This window comes from Cellulophaga lytica DSM 7489 (genome assembly GCF_000190595.1).
GTDB classification, from domain to species: Bacteria; Bacteroidota; Bacteroidia; order Flavobacteriales; family Flavobacteriaceae; genus Cellulophaga; species Cellulophaga lytica.
On sequence record NC_015167.1, the window covers coordinates 322,501 to 341,410 of the forward strand.

At 34.7% G+C, this 18,910-nt stretch carries 14 protein-coding genes, 2 tRNA genes and 2 rRNA genes (1 of these 18 cut by a window edge); 3 read left to right on the forward strand and 15 right to left on the reverse strand.

Going from position 1 to position 18,910, the window contains the following annotated elements; translation table 11 throughout:
• The 5 genes from CELLY_RS01505 to CELLY_RS01525 form a co-directional block, all read right to left on the reverse strand.
• Positions 1-1,276: ribosomal RNA gene (locus tag CELLY_RS01505) — 23S ribosomal RNA — on the reverse strand; it reaches 1,551 nt to the left of the window's first position.
• A 214-nt stretch (positions 1,277-1,490) separates the two neighbouring features.
• A tRNA-Ala gene (locus CELLY_RS01510) sits at positions 1,491-1,567 on the reverse strand.
• Positions 1,568-1,750: 183 nt separating this feature from the next.
• Positions 1,751-1,824 (reverse strand) — tRNA-Ile (locus CELLY_RS01515).
• Between the two features lie 114 nt (positions 1,825-1,938).
• A 16S ribosomal RNA gene (locus CELLY_RS01520) occupies positions 1,939-3,458 on the reverse strand.
• Together the 16S and 23S rRNA genes with 2 tRNA genes alongside form the textbook arrangement of a ribosomal RNA operon.
• A gap of 712 nt (positions 3,459-4,170) precedes the next feature.
• Positions 4,171-4,854 (reverse strand): DUF4294 domain-containing protein, encoded by a 684-nt coding sequence (locus tag CELLY_RS01525; RefSeq protein ID WP_013619886.1) that lies wholly within the window; start codon positions 4,852-4,854, stop codon positions 4,171-4,173.
• A 96-nt stretch (positions 4,855-4,950) separates the two neighbouring features.
• Here CELLY_RS01525 and CELLY_RS01530 point away from each other — a divergent pair, with 96 nt between their 5' ends.
• Both CELLY_RS01530 and CELLY_RS01535 read left to right on the forward strand, forming a co-directional pair.
• Positions 4,951-6,039 carry a M42 family metallopeptidase gene (locus CELLY_RS01530; protein ID WP_013619887.1) on the forward strand — a complete coding sequence of 363 codons (1,089 nt, stop codon included), beginning with the start codon at positions 4,951-4,953 and terminating at the stop codon, positions 6,037-6,039.
• Between the two features lie 54 nt (positions 6,040-6,093).
• Complete coding sequence (locus tag CELLY_RS01535) at positions 6,094-6,642, forward strand: NUDIX hydrolase (RefSeq protein WP_013619888.1); 549 nt, start codon at positions 6,094-6,096, stop codon at positions 6,640-6,642.
• Between the two features lie 134 nt (positions 6,643-6,776).
• On the opposite strand, the gene hisS is transcribed toward CELLY_RS01535, so the two are convergent.
• The 6 genes from hisS to rpsF form a co-directional block, all read right to left on the reverse strand.
• The gene (gene hisS, locus CELLY_RS01540) at positions 6,777-8,153 is read right to left on the reverse strand and encodes a histidine--tRNA ligase (RefSeq protein WP_013619889.1); all 1,377 of its coding nucleotides are present in this window, start codon (positions 8,151-8,153) and stop codon (positions 6,777-6,779) included.
• An 87-nt stretch (positions 8,154-8,240) separates the two neighbouring features.
• Positions 8,241-8,711 (reverse strand): DUF6495 family protein, encoded by a 471-nt coding sequence (locus CELLY_RS01545; RefSeq protein WP_013619890.1) that lies wholly within the window; start codon positions 8,709-8,711, stop codon positions 8,241-8,243.
• 67 nt (positions 8,712-8,778) lie between these two features.
• Positions 8,779-11,934, reverse strand: a complete 3,156-nt coding sequence (locus tag CELLY_RS01550; protein ID WP_013619891.1) for a TonB-dependent receptor — start codon at positions 11,932-11,934, stop codon at positions 8,779-8,781.
• Positions 11,935-12,033: 99 nt separating this feature from the next.
• Positions 12,034-12,486, reverse strand: a complete 453-nt coding sequence (gene rplI / locus CELLY_RS01555) for a 50S ribosomal protein L9 (RefSeq protein ID WP_013619892.1) — start codon at positions 12,484-12,486, stop codon at positions 12,034-12,036.
• A gap of 13 nt (positions 12,487-12,499) precedes the next feature.
• Positions 12,500-12,799, reverse strand: coding sequence for a 30S ribosomal protein S18 (rpsR, locus tag CELLY_RS01560; protein ID WP_170854752.1), 300 nt, complete (start codon positions 12,797-12,799; stop codon positions 12,500-12,502).
• A 2-nt stretch (positions 12,800-12,801) separates the two neighbouring features.
• Positions 12,802-13,140 carry a 30S ribosomal protein S6 gene (gene rpsF, locus CELLY_RS01565; protein WP_013619894.1) on the reverse strand — a complete coding sequence of 113 codons (339 nt, stop codon included), beginning with the start codon at positions 13,138-13,140 and terminating at the stop codon, positions 12,802-12,804.
• 251 nt (positions 13,141-13,391) lie between these two features.
• Between rpsF and CELLY_RS01570 the strand changes: the two genes are divergently transcribed.
• The gene (locus CELLY_RS01570) at positions 13,392-14,084 is read left to right on the forward strand and encodes a LytR/AlgR family response regulator transcription factor (protein ID WP_013619895.1); all 693 of its coding nucleotides are present in this window, start codon (positions 13,392-13,394) and stop codon (positions 14,082-14,084) included.
• Positions 14,085-14,141: 57 nt separating this feature from the next.
• On the opposite strand, the gene priA is transcribed toward CELLY_RS01570, so the two are convergent.
• Genes priA through nadC form a run of 4 tightly spaced genes read right to left on the reverse strand, consistent with a single transcriptional unit; the run spans position 14,142 to position 18,877 of the window.
• Positions 14,142-16,598: a replication restart helicase PriA gene (gene priA, locus CELLY_RS01575; RefSeq protein ID WP_013619896.1), complete on the reverse strand. Its 2,457-nt coding sequence runs from the start codon at positions 16,596-16,598 to the stop codon at positions 14,142-14,144.
• A gap of 8 nt (positions 16,599-16,606) precedes the next feature.
• Positions 16,607-17,047: a DUF2147 domain-containing protein gene (locus CELLY_RS01580; RefSeq protein ID WP_013619897.1), complete on the reverse strand. Its 441-nt coding sequence runs from the start codon at positions 17,045-17,047 to the stop codon at positions 16,607-16,609.
• Complete coding sequence (locus CELLY_RS01585; RefSeq protein WP_013619898.1) at positions 17,034-18,020, reverse strand: YihY/virulence factor BrkB family protein; 987 nt, start codon at positions 18,018-18,020, stop codon at positions 17,034-17,036. Before CELLY_RS01585 ends, CELLY_RS01580 begins: the two co-directional genes overlap by 14 nt.
• Positions 18,020-18,877, reverse strand: a complete 858-nt coding sequence (gene nadC, locus CELLY_RS01590) for a carboxylating nicotinate-nucleotide diphosphorylase (RefSeq protein ID WP_013619899.1) — start codon at positions 18,875-18,877, stop codon at positions 18,020-18,022. The genes CELLY_RS01585 and nadC overlap by 1 nt, the downstream gene beginning before the upstream one ends.
• Positions 18,878-18,910: the final 33 nt, after the last annotated feature.

An 18,910-nucleotide genomic window follows, 5' to 3' on the forward strand; every position in this document is an offset into this window, starting at 1 on the left:
ATTTTCGTTTGTAGAACCTCCAGAATACCTTACAGTAAACCTTCTACGGCGCTACAATGCTCCCCTACCCCTCTATTATATAGAAGTCATAGCTTCGGTGATATACTTATGCCCGATTATTATCCATGCCCAACCGCTCGACCAGTGAGCTGTTACGCACTCTTTAAATGAATGGCTGCTTCCAAGCCAACATCCTGGCTGTCTGTGCAGTTGGACCTCGTTTTTTCAACTTAGTATATACTTTGGGACCTTAGCTGATGATCTGGGTTCTTTCCCTCTCGGACATGGACCTTAGCACCCATGCCCTCACTGCGCATAAACATTTTATAGCATTCGGAGTTTGTCAGGAATTGGTAGGCGGTGAAGCCCCCGCATCCAATCAGTAGCTCTACCTCTATAAAACTATATGCACGCTGCACCTAAATGCATTTCGGGGAGTACGAGCTATTTCCGAGTTTGATTGGCCTTTCACCCCTACCCACAGGTCATCCCAAGACTTTTCAACGTCAACGGGTTCGGTCCTCCACTTTGGGTTAACAAAGCTTCAACCTGCCCATGGGTAGATCACACGGTTTCGCGTCTACTACTACCAACTATATCGCCCTATTCAGACTCGCTTTCGCTACGGCTCCGGTCCATAAAACCTTAACCTTGCTGGTAAAAGTAACTCGTAGGCTCATTATGCAAAAGGCACGCCGTCACCCCTAAAGGCTCCGACCGCTTGTAAGCGTATGGTTTCAGGATCTTTTTCACTCCCTTGTTCAGGGTTCTTTTCACCTTTCCCTCACGGTACTGGTTCACTATCGGTCTCTCAGGAGTATTTAGCCTTAACGGATGGTCCCGCCAAATTCACACAAGGTTTCACGTGCCCCGTGCTACTCAGGATACCACTATCGGTAATGGTCTTTACTTATACAGGGCTATCACCTGCTATGGCCACGCTTTCCAACGTATTCTAATTCATAACACACCAAATATCGTGGTCCTACAACCCCAATACTGCCGAAACAATATTGGTTTGGGCTAATCCGCGTTCGCTCGCCACTACTAACGGAATCACTTTTGTTTTCTCCTCCTCCGGGTACTTAGATGTTTCAGTTCTCCGGGTTTGCTTCTCTTTCGAGATGACATATCTTCAATATGCCGGGTTGCCCCATTCGGATACCTGCGGATCATATCATATGTGCTGATCCCCGCAGATTTTCGCAGCTTATCGCGTCCTTCTTCGCCTCTGAGAGCCTAGGCATTCCCCATACGCCCTTTTGTAACTTGTCACTACTAGATGTTTTACATACCATCTAATAGCCTCTTGCTCTTCTCTATTTCGTATTCTTTTTATTTCTTATCGTGATAATTACCCCTGTGGTAATTATACACAATGTCCCAATATGTCAATGAACGTTATTACGAATCGCAACAGACAATTAAATTATCTATGCTCTCGATTACAATACACTGGATGATAATATTAATTATCTCCAGAAATTGCCTGGTGGAGAATATCGGAGTCGAACCGATGACCTCCTGCGTGCAAGGCAGGCGCTCTAGCCAGCTGAGCTAATCCCCCATATACTAAAAGTAGTATATAGTAGCTTGTAGTTAGTACTGCCAACTACTACTCAACTTCCAGAATTTCCTTTTTACATTACGTTTATAATGCTATCTCAATACAACCAAACTAAAATAACTATAGCCTCTTGTTTTACCTTGACTACTTTTGTAACACTTACTCTTGATAAGCTTTACTTAGTAGTCCCAGGCAGACTCGAACTGCCGACCTCTACATTATCAGTGTAGCGCTCTAACCAGCTGAGCTATGGGACTCAATCTTAGTTGTTGTATCTTAATATTTTGAAGTGACAGCGAAAAAAGAAAATAAATCTAGATAAACTAAATTCTTACTACATAAACTAATATGTAACGGTCGTCTTTCTCTAGAAAGGAGGTGTTCCAGCCGCACCTTCCGGTACGGCTACCTTGTTACGACTTAGCCCTAGTTACCAGTTTTACCCTAGGTCGCTCCTTGCGGTGACGAACTTCAGGTACCCCCAGCTTCCATGGCTTGACGGGCGGTGTGTACAAGGCCCGGGAACGTATTCACCGGATCATGGCTGATATCCGATTACTAGCGATTCCAGCTTCACGGAGTCGAGTTGCAGACTCCGATCCGAACTGTGATAGGTTTTATAGATTCGCTCCTTATCGCTAAGTGGCTGCTCTCTGTACCTACCATTGTAGCACGTGTGTGGCCCAGGACGTAAGGGCCGTGATGATTTGACGTCATCCCCACCTTCCTCACGGTTTGCACCGGCAGTCTTGCTAGAGTCCCCACCATAATGTGCTGGTAACTAACAACAGGGGTTGCGCTCGTTATAGGACTTAACCTGACACCTCACGGCACGAGCTGACGACAACCATGCAGCACCTTGTAAATTGCCCGAAGGAAAGTCTATCTCTAAACCTGTCAATCTACATTTAAGCCCTGGTAAGGTTCCTCGCGTATCATCGAATTAAACCACATGCTCCACCGCTTGTGCGGGCCCCCGTCAATTCCTTTGAGTTTCATTCTTGCGAACGTACTCCCCAGGTGGGATACTTATCACTTTCGCTTGGCCGCTCAGATCGAAATCCAAACAGCTAGTATCCATCGTTTACGGCGTGGACTACCAGGGTATCTAATCCTGTTCGCTACCCACGCTTTCGTCCATCAGCGTCAATCAATTGTTAGTGATCTGCCTTCGCAATCGGTATTCTATGTAATATCTATGCATTTCACCGCTACACTACATATTCTAACCACTTCACAATAATTCAAGACCATCAGTATCAAAGGCAATTCTACAGTTGAGCTGCAAACTTTCACCCCTGACTTAACAGCCCGCCTACGGACCCTTTAAACCCAATAATTCCGGATAACGCTCGGACCCTCCGTATTACCGCGGCTGCTGGCACGGAGTTAGCCGGTCCTTATTCTTACAGTACCGTCACCAGACTACACGTAGTCCTTATTCTTCCTGTATAAAAGCAGTTTACAATCCATAGGACCGTCTTCCTGCACGCGGCATGGCTGGATCAGAGTCTCCTCCATTGTCCAATATTCCTCACTGCTGCCTCCCGTAGGAGTCTGGTCCGTGTCTCAGTACCAGTGTGGGGGATCCCCCTCTCAGGGCCCCTACCCATCGTAGTCTTGGTAAGCCGTTACCTTACCAACAAACTAATGGGACGCATACTCATCTTACACCGTAAACTTTATTATTTAAATGATGCCATAAAAATAAACTATAAGGTGTTAATCCAAATTTCTCTGGGCTATCCCTTAGTGTAAGGCAGATTGTATACGCGTTACGCACCCGTGCGCCGGTCGTCAGCAAGAGCAAGCTCCTCTGTTACCCCTCGACTTGCATGTGTTAAGCCTGCCGCTAGCGTTCATCCTGAGCCAGGATCAAACTCTTCATCGTTGTTTTGTAAATATTCTTAACAACCTAAAATCGTCCTAAACTAAACTCATTCTCTTTTTTTTAATCCAATAATACTACAAGTAGCATTATTTTGCTGTCTCTTCAATATGTCAAATGAACTTTTAATTCTTGTAGAAATACTAGACTCGAACTAGTTGATTTTTAATAACAAATCATTCCAAAATTTCTTATCGCTTTACCCTCTCTGAAAGCGGTTGCAAATGTAAAACGTTTTTTTAAACTGACAAAATAAAAATTTAATTTATTTTACTGTTAGTTTTGCTTTAACAACCCTAGCAAATTGGGAATGCAAAAATAGTATTTTTAATTGCTACAAAACAAGCTTTTAGTTACTTATTTTTTAACCTTTATATTATACTAATTTTACAACTGAATCAATGAACTTTACTAACTTTACAACTGCTTGTTTCTCCGTTAGCGGCTGCAAATATACTCCCATTTTTAAACACCACAAGGCTTTTTTGATTCTTTTTTAAAGTATTTTTATTTTATGCTTTAGAACCCTATTTTTCAAGCACTTAAAACAACACACTTTTAACCTATTTTTTACCAAGCCTAAGCTTATCATTAAAAACTAGCCTAAAACAATATTACTTTACCTCTAAAAAGGCGATTGTAGGGCTAAAGAATTCTAATACATTTAAAAAGGGCATTAAATATAAAACGAAATTTTATACTAAACAAGCGATTATCACTTCTTTTTTTTAGTTATCCACTTGTTAGTCAGTGTAGTATAATTGTAATTTAAAACAGTTGGTTGCTCTTTTAACCTTCCTTTAGCAAAGGCACGCTGCAAAATATCCTCTATTAAATAGTCCTCATGTACACTTTCTGGATGATATTCTGCCTTAATGCTAATTTTAAAAAACTTTGCAGATGTGTTGTACCAAAAGGCACGCCAACCATTTCTTAACTCCTTTACTAGTCCAAAAGCTGTATCTCCGGTTTGCCTATTTATTAGTTTTATAAGTATTTGGCCTTCTGTACGGGTTAATTTTTTTAATCTTTCTGAAAACTGATCTTCAATTTCTTTATGAACTTGCCTGGTGTACTTTCGTTTTTTTGATTTCTTTTTAATTTTTTTTAAACTATCATTTAATACAACTAGCTTTTCTGCCGCCATTTTTGCATAAGGATATACCTTTAATGTTTTTCTCCTTAATATATAGTAGCGTAATTTTTCTTCTTTGGTAGCAAATTTTAATGGAGCAAATACATACACTTCATTTAAAGTTATGGATGTATCATAAACAGAATCTCCCTCTATCTTATACAACTCAACATCTACAGAGTCTTTTACCTCCTCTACTTGTGCTGACACAGAGCCATAAATAAGAATAAATATTATAAATGATATGTTTGCTATACTTTTCATACAATATATAGAGTTCGTATTATTAACGATAAACACGTGACGATATTATTAATTAAAAATGAATATTATTAAATTTGTATTTAAATATATATGTTTATGAGCGCAAAGAAAATTATTACTGAAAAATCTCTTGATTTTTTTGAACGATACTTAAATAATGCATCTCCTACAGGTTATGAATGGGAAGGTCAAAAAATTTGGATGGACTACCTAAAGCCTTATGTAGACACTTTTATTACGGACACCTACGGAACCGCTGTGGGCGTAATTAATCCAGATGCTAAATACAAGGTTGTTATTGAAGGACACTCTGATGAAATTTCTTGGTATGTAAATTACATATCTGACAATGGCTTACTATATGTTATAAGAAATGGTGGAAGTGACCACCAAATAGCACCATCTAAATGGGTTAACATACATACAAAAAACGGTATTGTTGAAGGTGTTTTTGGATGGCCAGCAATACATACAAGAAATAAAAGCAAAGAAGAAGCCCCTAAATTAGACAATATATGTATTGATATAGGCGCAAAAGATAAAGCTGAAGTTGAGAAAATGGGTGTACACGTAGGTTGTGTTATCACCTACCCAGACACTTTTAAAGTTTTAAACGGAAACAAATTTGTTTGTAGAGCTATAGATAATAGAGCTGGAGGCTTTATGATTGCAGAAGTTGCCAGACTATTACACGAGAACAATGTTAAATTACCCTTTGGCTTATACATTACAAACTCTGTACAAGAAGAAATTGGTTTGCGAGGCGCAGAAATGATTACACAAACTATTAAGCCTAATGTTGCAATAGTTACTGATGTTTGCCACGATACAACCACACCTATGATTGAGCAAAAAGTACAAGGATTTACCGAAATAGGCTCTGGACCTGTAATTTCTTATGCACCTGCTGTACAAAACAAACTTAGAGAGCGCATTATTGAAACTGCTGAAGCTAAAGAAATACCTTTTCAGCGTATGGCAGCATCTAGATCTACTGGTACGGACACAGATGCTTTTGCTTATAGTAATGGCGGAGTTGCCTCTGCATTGATTTCTTTACCTCTACGCTATATGCACACAACTGTAGAAACAGTACACAGAGATGACGTTGAAAACGTTATACGTTTAATATATGAAACACTTTTAAATATTAAAGAAGGAGAAACTTTTAGTTACTTTGATTAACTTTTACAAAACCCCTCATATGGGGGGTTTTATTTTTAATACTTTTACTACTATATGGATGAGCTTGTAGATATTTTAGATTTTAAAGGAAAAAAAACAGGCAAAACCGCTTTAAAATCTGAAACTCATAAAAACGGTTGGTTTCACCAAACAACACATATTTGGTTTTACACTAAAAAAAAAGAAATTCTACTTCAACAACGTTCAAAAAACAAAGATATATTTCCTTTATTATGGGATGTTTCTGTTGCCGGACATATTGGAGCAGGAGAAGACATCATTAATTCTGCTTTAAGAGAAATTGAAGAAGAAATTGGAATTACCATACAAAAAACAGATTTACAAAAAATTGGATGCTTTAAATCTATCCAAAAACATACGGATTACTTAATTGACTGTGAATTTCATCATACATTTATATGTAAATTAAAAACAGATTTAAATTCTCTAACAAAACAAGATAATGAAGTTGAAGACTTAGAGCTTAAACTTATTTCTGATTTTAAAATAGAATTAAGCAATATTGAAACGAAGAAACTTTATGTTCCACACAGTAAAAAGTATTACAATACCGTTTTAGCAGCAATAGAAAAAGTTTTCTAATTTTTAAACAGATGCATTTTCTTGCGCTACCAATTGATATTATTCTTCTTTTTCTGATAAAAAGAAATGAATTAAAAAAACCGCTACACAATACTATTGCACAGCAGTTTTTTACTAAAAAGTTAATGTATAACTTATAACGAGGCTATAAATTCTGATACATTTGACAACTTATAAGTTTGCTGATCTCCTTTTTCCATATTTTTCACAACAAAATCGCCATTAAGCAACTCTTGTTCCCCTATTAAAACAACATAAGGAACATTGCGCTTATTAGCATATTTCATTTGTTTTTGCATTTTTACAGCTGAAGGATACACATCTGCTTTTACTCCGTTTTTACGTAACTCTGTAACCAATTCTAAAGCCGCAAAAGCTTCATTATCTCCAAAATTAACACAAAGTATTTCCAATGATTTATTTATTTCTTCAGGAAAAAGATTCAATTCTTCTAGCACTAAATAAATTCTATCTAACCCAAAAGAGATACCTACACCACTAACATCTTTTAATCCAAAAATCCCTGTTAAATCATCATAACGTCCACCGCCGCCAATAGAACCCATTTTTACTCCGCTTGGTGCAGCAACCTCAAAAATAGCACCTGTATAATAATTTAACCCACGTGCCAAAGTAACATCTATAGCTAAATTAGCAGATTGTAATCCTAATTTTTCTACAGCTTTTATAATAAAAGTAAGCTCCTCTACTCCTTTTTTCCCCTCTTCTGAGTCTTTAAGCAATTCTGCTAAAACTTTCAATTGCTCTGTATTAGTACCAGCCAACGAAAATAGAGGCGTTGCTTTTTGTATTGCGGCTTCAGAAATTCCTTTTTCTAGCATTTCTTTAGTTACTCCCTCTACTCCAATTTTATCTAACTTATCTAAGGCAACAGTAAAATCTATTAAGCGCTCTTTTGCACCTATAACCTCTGCTATACCTGCAAGAATTTTACGATTGTTTAATTTAATTGTTGTCCCGGTAAGCTTTAGATTTGTAAAAACTGCATCATACAATTGCACCAATTCTATTTCTTGCAATAAAGAATCTGAGCCAACCACATCGGCATCGCACTGAAAAAATTCTCTAAACCTACCTTTTTGTGGTCTGTCTGCTCTCCACACAGGTTGAATTTGATATCTTTTAAAAGGAAAATCAATTTCATTCTGGTGCATTACTACGTAACGTGCAAACGGCACGGTAAGATCATAACGTAATGCTTTTTCTGAGATTTTAGGCGTTAATAAACTAGAGTCCTTTTGTTGATATACTTCATCATTAACCTTATTTAAATAATCTCCGGAATTTAGAATCTTAAAAATAAGTCGGTCTCCCTCATCTCCATATTTACCCATTAAAGTTTGTGAGTTTTCAAAAGAAGGTGTTTCTATAGGTTGAAAACCAAAAGTCTGAAAATGCTTTTTTACAATGTCAAAAATATAATTTCTTTTTGCTATTTCAGACGGAGAAAAATCTCTTGTCCCTTTTGGTATTGATGGTTTTTGTGCCATAAATTTTTAAATATGATAGAATGATAACATTCTTGCTGCCTTATTTTAAGACTGTTAATTTTATAGTATTAGTTGCTGTTACAAATGTTAGCTAATTACATTATCAAACCACTTGTATAAATCTCCTTTAGTAATAACTGCTCCTTGCTTAATTAAATTAAATTTATCTAAATTTTTATCTTCTGTATAAATTTTAGACGCCGTTAAATACTCCACAAAATCTGACTGCCAGTTTTTCTTAAACCAAGCAAACCCAACACTTGTTGTTAAGTCTACATCTGGATTCATTACTTTAACAGAAAGCAATTTCATTTCTTTTTCTTCTAAATGAAACAAATGCATTTGCTGGGCAGATACATTTTCTAAATACTCAACTTTAGTTAATACACCTTCCCAAATTAAATCACTAAAAACATCTAACTCTTCTTCTGCCACATCTGGTTTTTCCTTTTTTATGGTTTCCCATTCTTCTGCAGTAATTGTTTGTGATGCTAAAAAGTTTACAAACTCTGGTTGTAACTCTTCTAGCTGTTGTTTTGTTAGTCTTGCATATTTCATTTTGCAAAAATAAAAAAAGGCTATGCATATGCATAACCTTTTAATAATTAAAATTATTTATTTTTTACTAAAAAATAAAGCGCAATCCAAATTGTGCTTGCCATCTAGACAACAAACTAGCATCATATCCATTAGTATTTGTTAAACTAGGATCAAAAGTATATGTTGGTGCTTGTGTGCGGTCTGCTTCATAAATATTAGGATCTGGGTTAGCATCTGGAAAACTAACTCCAACCGGACTAATATTATTTGGCTGACGTACAATACCCCAATCAGAACTAATTAAGTTACCAACATTAAGCACATCTATACTAAACTGTATTTTGTTATTGTTAGCAAATTTATAGTCTTGCAAAAATTTAAGATCCCAACGACCTCTCCAAGGAGCTAAAGCACCATAGCGCTCCATAAATTCTCCCCTGTTATCTTTTAAGTAATCATCTTGCTGAATATACGCTTCAAAAGCTTCTGCTTGTCCTGCACCAGAAAATTGCATTTGACTAAGCTCTGATGAAGTAGGAATATATAATAAATCGTTATTTTGACCAGAACCATCACCATTAATATCACCTGCATACGTATAGTTATATCTTGCCCCTTTAGCATACTCAAAGAAAGTAGAAATTGTTGTATTCCATTTTCCTTGTCCGTACTCAAAATTCTTAGAAAGAACACCAATAAAACGGTGTGTATCTCCATATTTAGAATGACTTAACACATCTGAGTTAGCATTACCTGCATTAGGATTAAACTCAAAAGCATCACCTGTAATTTCTGCTTCAATAGAGTTTACATCTTGCGCATTTAAATAACTATAAGCAGCCATTGCATACAAACCATTATCAAACGTTTTTTGCCCCTTTAACGAAACATTAAACACTCTACCTTTATCAGAATTTGTAAATACATATGCATTATTACCTGTATCACCAGGTAAATAAACAGGTCTATCTCCACCAGGACCAACTAACGTACCTGTTGGCTCTCTTAATCCCCAGTTTTGAACATGAGCAGCGTTTAAATCTTTAGTATAAGAAACATCTAAAGTACCAATAACACCATTTTCAAACTTTTTATCTAAACCTAAATTAGTTCTCCAAACCTGTGGAAATTTAAAATCTGGATCTACAGTTTGGTAGTAAAAAACATCTACACCTTGCACTTGGTTACCCAACCATACAAATGGCAATCTACCAGTAAATAAACCAGTACCACCACGTACTTGTAAAGAATTATCTCCTTTAGCATCCCAATTAAAACCAACTCTTGGAGAAATTAACCATTGGTTACTTGGTAATTTTTCAGAATCTATAAACACCTCTTCTCCTGTCTCTGGATTGTAGTAAGGTATACTTGGCACATATGTACCTTTTCTTGCTATATTTTCACGTATTTTATCTGCTGTATCAAAAAATAAAGGCTTATCAAAACGAACTCCGTAAGTCAATTTAAAATCTTCAGTAGCATTCCACTCATCTTGCACATAAAATGCCATTTGACCTACACTAGTTTCTGCCAAGCTCCAAGTATCATTAGCATTGTTTGCTGCATTAATACCTTCAGCATTTGTAATAGCATCAGAAATTAATCCATTATCTATTGCTGTTTGAAAATCTGCTAAACTACCAAATGCACCAAAAGCACCTACATAACCTCTATCATCAGCATAACCATATGCTCCAAGATTAAATGAGTTTTTAAAATCGAATTTCTCAAAAGAAAAACCTATAGTATACGTATGATCTCCTTTAAATATATTTGTATTGTTTGAAAACTGAAAAACCTTTTGATCTAATGTATTATTAATTGAAAAAGGCTCATGACCTACTACAATATAGTTAGACCCATTACCATCTTGAATAGTCATTGCAGGAATTGGAGAAGATAAAGCATCTCTAAAATCATCAAAATGAGAATACCCTACTTGCAATTTATTTGTCATAGTTTCAGACAATGTAGAATTTAATTCTATCTGAAAAGACTTTAAGTTGTTATTAATTTCATAACCAGAATTCTCAAACTGTAAAGTTGTAAAATTTGGTCCTCTTTGTCTAATAGCTGTAGGGTGAGCTGGCTTTTCTTTAGAAGAATTTAAAAAGTTGTAAATAACAGCTAATCTGTTATTGTCATTAATATTCCAATCTAACTTAAAGATACCTTTAGTAGACTCGCCACCATAAGTAAACCCTTCATAACGACCAGTGTCATAACCAATACCTGCTAGGGCAGACTGCACTGCCATTAAATCGCTCTCTAAAACTCTAGACTCACCAATATTACCAGAACCAGTATTAGGAATCCATCCGTTTGTACCTAAATCATCTCTTTCTTCTTTTTCAAAATTAGCAAAGAAGAATAATTTATTTTTAACAATTGGCCCACCAATACTTACACCATATTGGTTTTGCGTTAATTTAGGCTTAATTACATCTTCACCTTTAACTTTACCACCTGTTAAATCTTCATTTCTAAAAAAGCCATAAACAGTACCATGAAATTCATTAGTACCACTTTTTGTAACAGCATTAACAGAAGCTCCAGTAAAACCAGACAAAGTAACATCATAAGGAGCAGTACTTACTTGTATTTGCTCTATAGCATCTAAAGAAATTGGCTGTGAGCCTGTTTGCCCACCTGGTGTTGGAGAATCTAAACCAAAAGGATTATTAAAAATTGCACCATCTAAAGAGAAATTATTAAACTGATCATTACGACCTCCAAAAGAATCGCCACTTGCTGTTGGCTCTAATCTAGTAAAATCTGAAGCTGATCTAGAAATTGTTGGTAATTTAGTAAGTTCTCTACTACCAACACTTGTTTCTGCTCCTGTACGCCCACTACCAAAAGTACCACTTTGGTCTTGCACTAAAATAATTTCATCTAGCATTTGACTAGACTCAGTAAGTGTAACGTTAAAATTAAAAGTTTTCCCCAGTGTTAAGTAAACATCATTTTTAACTTGATTTTCAAAACCTACGTAAGAAACAGTAATTACATAAGGGCCACCAACCCTCATATTAAGTAGGTTATACCTACCTTCGTCATTAGTTATACCACCGTATTTAGTACCCGTTGGGGTATGTACAGCAATAACATTTGCCCCCATAAGAGGTGCCGCTTGATCGTCTACCACTAAACCTTTAATGTTTGAGGTTGTTACCTGGGCATTAACCGAAAGGGAAACAAACAAAAACGATAAGCAAAAAAATAAATAGTTTTTCATATTGTTCTAAGTTAGTTATTTTTAGATACGCTAAATTTAGAACAAAAAAAAGAGTTATGCGTGCATAACTCTTTTTTCTATTAACATTATATTAACTATTTATTTAGCTTCCGCTACAACTTCAAAAGGAAATTCTACAATAACCTCTCTGTGTAATCTAATCTGAGCGTTGTAAGGCCCAGTTCTTTTAACGGCACCACCTTTAATAGAAATGTATTTTTTGTCTATTGACTGACCAGCTTTTTCTATAGCTGCAGCTAAATCTATATTAGATATAGATCCAAACAATTTAGTTCCAACACCAACTTTAGCAGGTATTTTAATTTCTAATTGCTTTAATGCTTCTGCAGTTTTGTTAGCTTCATCAACAATTTTCTTCTCTTTATGAGCTCTTTGCTTTAAGTTCTCTGCTAAAACCTTCTTTGCAGACGGTGTAGCAAGAGCAGCTAATCCTTGAGGAATAAGAAAGTTTCTTCCGTAGCCGTTTTTTACTTCTACTACGTCATCCTTAAAACCTAAATTCTGTACGTCTTGTTTTAATATAAGTTCCATTGTTTAGCTTTTTTTATTTTAATAAATCGCCAACATATGGCATTAATGCTAAATGACGTGCTCTTTTTACAGCAACAGCCACTTTTCTTTGATACTTTAATGAAGTTCCAGTAAGTCTTCTTGGAAGTAATTTACCTTGCTCATTAACTAACTTAATTAAGAAATCTGGATCTTTATAATCTACATACTTAATACCTGATTTTTTAAATCTACAGTATTTTTTCTGTTTGTTAGTCTCAATGTTTAACGGAGTTAAATATCTAATTTCTCCGTCTTTTTTTCCTTTTGCTTGTTGTTCAATAGCTGACATAATCCTTAAGCTTTAGTTTTTAATTTTGTTCTTCTTCTCTCTGCCCAAGAAATAGCGTGCTTGTCTAGCTTTACAGTTAAGAAACGCATAACACGTTCATCTCTTCTAAATTCTAGCTCATAGCCATTGATTACATCACCAGGTGCAGTAAATTCAAACAAATGGTAAAAACCACTTTTTTTGTGTTGAATAGGATAGGCCAATTTTTTAAGTCCCCAATTTTCTTTGGCAACCATTTTGGAACCTTTTTTAATTAAGAAATCCTCAAATTTCTTAACTGTTTCCTCTATCTGTACATCAGATAGAACGGGATTCAGAATGAAAACAGTTTCGTAATGATTCATATTATATATTTTTTTTTCAGTCCGCAAAAGTAATTATTTTTTTCTATTCTCACAAGAAAACACTAAAATCTTCGTTATACATTAAAATAGTTATTAACAAACCCCAAATATCTAACCAAAGCTAAATGCAATCCATAACTCGTTTAATGCTAATTACACAACAGATTAGTGCATGTTCACATCTTTTCTTGCAATTCATCTGACATTTTTAGTACTTTAGCCGAGATTTAACCCCACAAATCAACTTATTTATGAAACTAAGATGTATAATTGTAGATGATTCTTCTATGCAGCGTATGGCCGTTGCAAAGTTGGTTAACAATCATCCAAACCTAGCAATGGTTGCTGAGTACAGCAATGCTATTGAAGCCAAGAACGGACTTAAGAACAACGAAGTTGATCTTATTTTCCTAGACGTAGAAATGCCAATCATTAACGGATTTGACTTATTAGAGTCTTTAGAAAATCCGCCACAAGTTATACTTATAACTGGAAAACCTGATTACGCATTAAAAGCCTTTGATTATGACGTAACAGATTACTTACACAAACCAATTACAATGAGTAGGTTTGATGCCTCTGTAAAAAGAGCCGTAGGTAAATATGAGCAAATGCACAGAGTACAGGAAGACGAAGAACATATATTTGCAAAAAGCAACCTTAAAAAACGTAAGGTTATTTTAAATGATATTAAATGGATAGAAGCCTTAGGCGATTATATTAAACTTGTTACAGACGAGGCTAATATTGTAATTTTATCTACAATGAAATCTTTTGAAAAACAATTGCCAGAAGATAAGTTTTTAAGAATACACAAATCTTATATTGTAAACTTAGAAAAGGTTGAAAAATTTAATAGTAAAAATGTAGAAGTTGATGGAAGACAAATACCTTTAAGTAGAAATAAAAAGACCGAGCTTGCTGAAGCATTAAGTAACGTCTAACAATTATACACCAAATAAAAAAAGCTGACTAACGTCAGCTTTTTTTATGCTTATTTTTTAAATATAATCTACATTATAAATTACTCTTACCCCCTTAAATTGCCCAATTGAATTAAATGATTTTTCAATTTTTTTAATGTAATCTTTTGTTTTGCCTAAGGGTTGGTCTTTCTTTATTTTTAAAACCACATTTTTTAAATACTGATTTCTTATTCTTGCCACAGCAGGAAACTCAGGACCCAACACATCATCTTTAAAAGAAACTCGTAAAGATTTAGCAAACCAAGCAGAGGCACCTTCTACCTTACCATAATCTCTATGCTTAAATGTTATTTTTAAAATTCTGTGTAAAGGCGGATACTTAAATAACCTACGTTCATTAATTTGGTCTGTATACATTGCCTCATAATCATTTGTAGATACCTGCTGTAAAATTTGGTGATATGGATTATATGTTTGTATTAAAACTTTTCCTCTCTTTTGTGCCCTACCTGCTCTACCAGATACTTGCGCTAAAAGTTGGTAACTGCGTTCATGCGCTCTAAAATCTGGAAAATTTAATAAGTTGTCTGCATTCATAATACCTACCAAACTCACATTACCAAAATCCAAACCTTTGGTAAGCATTTGTGTACCTACTAAAACATCTAACTCGTGTTTTTCAAAAGAAGTAATTATTTTCTCGTACGCATGTTTACCTCTAGTGGTATCTAAATCCATACGGCCAATTCTAAGGTTTGGCATTAGCTCTTGCAGTTCTTGCTCTACTTGTTCTGTACCAAAACCTTTGGTGTTTAAGGTAGACATACCACAGGCTAAACAACTTTTTTGTAATGCCATATGGTAACTGCAGTAATGGCAACGCATTTGCTTTTTGTATTGATGATACGTTAAACTTACATCACAATTAGGACATTGGGGAGAGTGCCCACAAGTTGTGCACTCTACAATTGGAGCATACCCTCTACGATTTTGAAACAATATTACTTGTTCTCCCTCTTGTACTGCTTCTGTAATACCAAGTAATAACCGTTCTGAAAAATGACCTTTCATACGTTTTTTACGAGTTAGCTCTTTTATATCTACTAACTCTACCTCTGGCATTAGTACATTGCCATACCTACGCGTTATTTGTGCATAACCATATTTTTGCTGTTTAACATTGTAGTACGTTTCTATGCTTGGCGTTGCAGAACCTAAAAGAATATTACAATTACTAAAGCTAGCTAAAACAATTGCACTGTCTCTTGCGTGGTATCTTGGTGCCGGATCATACTGCTTAAAAGACGCCTCATGCTCTTCATCTACAATTATTAACCCTAGGTTAGAAAATGGTAAAAACAACGCTGACCTAGCTCCTATTACAATTTGAGCCTTAGACTTGTTAGCTAAAACATTGTTCCAAACCTCAACTCTTTCATTTACGGTATATTTTGAATGAAAAACAGCTACATATTCTCCAAAATAATTTTGGAGCCTAGCTATTAATTGTGTGGTTAAAGCAATTTCTGGTAACAAATACAACGCTTGTTTTCCCTCTGCTAAACACTCTGCAATAAGCTGTACATAAACCTCAGTTTTTCCTGAAGAGGTTACACCGTGTAGCAAGGTTACTTTTTTTTCTTTAAAACTTGCTTTTATTTCTTGTATAGCTTCTGTTTGGTACTTGTTAAGCTCTTTTAATTGTTTTGTTTTTTTTGTAGCATCAAAAACAACTCTGTCTGTTCGTACATAAAACTCCTCTAAAATATCTTTATCTATAAGTGTTTTAATTATAGATGCAGAGGATTTACTTTTTTTTTCTAACTCTTTTACTGTTATTTTTTTTTGATTTGTTCCTTGTAACTGAAACAGTGATAAAATAACATTACTTTGTTTTGGTGCTCTAGAAAGCGAATCTAGCAAAGCACTTAACTCTTCTTCTGTCTGGTATTTTTCTCCTAACTTTACATACCTTACTAACTTTGGCTTATATTGTTGGTAAACTTCTTCCTTAGTTAAAATTACATTTTTATCTAACAGACGTTTTAAAATAGGTAGCACGTTTTTTTTATCTACTATGGCCGCAATTTCTTGCACCTTTAACATAGACTGGCGTTCTAATGCTTCAAACACTAAAAACTCTTCATCTGTTAGTGTATTTTCATCTACAGTGGCCTCAGAATTTTTAAGAATTAACGTTTCACTTTCTAATAAAAACGCACCAGGTACTGCACTTCTAAACACCTCGCCTACAGAACACATATAATATTTTGCAACCCAAGACCAATGCTTAATTTGCAACTCTGTAACTATAGGTTCATCATCTAATATTTGATGAATATCTTTTGCGTCGTATAAAGTAGGAGCTGTTGTATGTATTTCTGCAACTAGTGCTGTATGTATTTTAGATTTGCCAAAGGGTACCGCTACGCGCATACCCACTTTTAAAAAATTGGCTTCTGCCCTTGTTACACTATACGTAAATAGTTTCTCTAAGGGAATTGGTAATATTACATTTATAAAATGCTGCATAAAGTATGTTACTCCTTAACACGTATCCAAGTTTGAGTTCTGTATATAAATGCTAAGTAACCACGAACTTTTAGTTTGTCTGAGTCATCTGGATCTAACCAAATTTTACACCTAAAAGTCATTGCTTGTTCTGGGTCAAAAAGATGCTTTCCTTTATATTCATTCTTGTCTGTTTTTTCTGCGTCTTTAATAATATGCAAACCTAAAATAGGTGCATTTTTTAAATCACCTTCACACTTTTCACAAACAGCATCTCTGCGCTTTGGGTCAACAATTTTTACTATTTTCCCATACATTTTTCCGTTTTTCTCGTAAACATTAATTATCGCTTTTTCTTTTCCGTTTCTATCATCAATGGTTTTCCATTTTCCAAAAACAGATTGAGCTACACTAATATGAGCTACAAAAAAAAGGATTGCAATGGTAAATAGTGTTTTATTCTTCTTCATTTTTTATAATTTTTTTCTTTAATGAATTTAATGTTGCGTTTAGCTCAAACCCTAGCAAAAGGATGTTAGCATTTAACCAAATATAAACCATCAAAATTAATAATCCTCCTAAAGCCCCATACAATTCATTATACCTTGCAAATTTATCTACGTAAACTCCAAACAGGTAAGAGGTTAGCACAAATAAAATTGTAGTCATTAATGAACCCGATGAAAAGAACTTTGTTTTTTTACCTTCTGCTGTACCAAAATAATATAAAATTGAGATGGATAAGTATGATAAAAATGTAAAGTAAACGACTTTAGCAATCTCGGTTGTCCATATATCTGTTTCTTCAAGACCTGTGCCAAAATAAACTTGGGTGGTGTCTGATATGTTTTCTATTACATAAATCTCAAAATACATATAAACTATAGCACTAACTATTATTAGTATAGACAGTAGTAAACCTACCATTAAAGCATACAAATATTGTCTTAAAAAATGACGATTTAAACTTACGTGGTACGAGTTTTCAAACCCACTAAAAATAGCATTTACACCATTAGCTATTAAAAATATAGACAGTACAAATGTAGATGATAGTAAACCACCTCGTTTCTGACTCATTATTTCATCGTAAATCTGATCAAAAAAATAGTCGTTTATAGCATTTGGCAATACATACTCTAAATACGCAATAAACTCTGTATTTAAATTGGTATCTGGATTACCAGAATCTACATAAGGTATTAAAAACGGTATTAGTGTTACCAAAAAAATTAATAACGGAAACAATGCCATAAACAAGCTAAAGGCAATGGCACTGGCACGTGTAGATAAGGTTCCTTTTAGTATTCCGTTAAGGTAAAGCTCTAATAAATCATACAAAGACAAACCTACGAAGGCAGGTAAAGTCACTTTTTTTAATAGTGCTACTATCCAGTTTATTACTGGTATTTTTGCTAGTTTTTCTTCAATTTCTACCGACATTAAACTGCTTTAAGACTTAAATCCATATTATAAACAGAGTGCGTAAGTGCGCCAGAAGAAATGTAATTTACACCGCATTCTGCATATTCTCTAATAGTATCTTCATTAATACCACCACTAGATTCTGTTAAACATTTGTCTCCAATTAATGCAACAGCAGTTCTTGTGTCTTTATAATTAAAGTTGTCTATAAGAATACGGTACACACCATCTGTCTTTAAAATTTCTTTAATTTCATCAAGGTTTCTAGCTTCAACTATAATTTTTAAATCTCTGTTAGTTGCTTTTAAGTATTCTTTTGTTTTTTCTATTGCTTTGGTTACACCACCTGCAAAATCTATATGGTTATCTTTTAACATAATCATATCATACAAAGCAAACCTGTGGTTTTCTCCACCTCCTATTTTTACAGCCCATTTTTCTGCTGCACGTAAACCAGGTGTAGTTTTACGCGTGTCTAATATTTTAGTATTTGTACCCTCTAATAATTTCACAAAAAAGTTGGTTTTAGTAGCAATAGCACTCATACGTTGCATAGCATTTAACACCAAGCGTTCTGCTTTTAAAATACTTTGTGAGCTACCAGCTACATAAAAAACAATATCTCCGTGCTTTACAGTTTCACCATCATTAATAAGAGTTTCTACTTGTAAATTTTTATCTACATAGGCAAAAACTTGTTTAGCAAAATCTACGCCAGCAATTATACCATTATCTTTAACCAATAATTTTGCTTTTCCGGTTGCTGTTTCTGGTATACACGCTAAAGAACTATGGTCACCATCACCAACATCTTCACGTATTGCATTACTAATAATTTGGTCTATTTCTTTCTGAAACTGCTCTTCTGAAATCATTAATTTGTTTTTGTTTTGTGCTAATTTACTAAA

What these genes read in the sequence shown, in the direction of transcription:
- CELLY_RS01545 (WP_013619890.1), bottom strand. Translation starts at nt 8,711, where the DNA reads ATGAAATATGCAAGACTAACAAAACAACAGCTAGAAGAGTTACAACCA.
- CELLY_RS01550 (WP_013619891.1), bottom strand. Translation starts at nt 11,934, where the DNA reads ATGAAAAACTATTTATTTTTTTGCTTATCGTTTTTGTTTGTTTCCCTT.
- CELLY_RS01525 (WP_013619886.1), bottom strand. Translation starts at nt 4,854, where the DNA reads ATGAAAAGTATAGCAAACATATCATTTATAATATTTATTCTTATTTAT.
- CELLY_RS01585 (WP_013619898.1), bottom strand. Translation starts at nt 18,020, where the DNA reads ATGTCGGTAGAAATTGAAGAAAAACTAGCAAAAATACCAGTAATAAAC.
- priA (WP_013619896.1), bottom strand. Translation starts at nt 16,598, where the DNA reads ATGCAGCATTTTATAAATGTAATATTACCAATTCCCTTAGAGAAACTA.
- rpsF (WP_013619894.1), bottom strand. Translation starts at nt 13,140, where the DNA reads ATGAATCATTACGAAACTGTTTTCATTCTGAATCCCGTTCTATCTGAT.
- rplI (WP_013619892.1), bottom strand. Translation starts at nt 12,486, where the DNA reads ATGGAACTTATATTAAAACAAGACGTACAGAATTTAGGTTTTAAGGAT.
- CELLY_RS01530 (WP_013619887.1), top strand. Translation starts at nt 4,951, where the DNA reads ATGAGCGCAAAGAAAATTATTACTGAAAAATCTCTTGATTTTTTTGAA.
- CELLY_RS01580 (WP_013619897.1), bottom strand. Translation starts at nt 17,047, where the DNA reads ATGAAGAAGAATAAAACACTATTTACCATTGCAATCCTTTTTTTTGTA.
- CELLY_RS01570 (WP_013619895.1), top strand. Translation starts at nt 13,392, where the DNA reads ATGAAACTAAGATGTATAATTGTAGATGATTCTTCTATGCAGCGTATG.
- hisS (WP_013619889.1), bottom strand. Translation starts at nt 8,153, where the DNA reads ATGGCACAAAAACCATCAATACCAAAAGGGACAAGAGATTTTTCTCCG.
- CELLY_RS01535 (WP_013619888.1), top strand. Translation starts at nt 6,094, where the DNA reads ATGGATGAGCTTGTAGATATTTTAGATTTTAAAGGAAAAAAAACAGGC.
- nadC (WP_013619899.1), bottom strand. Translation starts at nt 18,877, where the DNA reads ATGATTTCAGAAGAGCAGTTTCAGAAAGAAATAGACCAAATTATTAGT.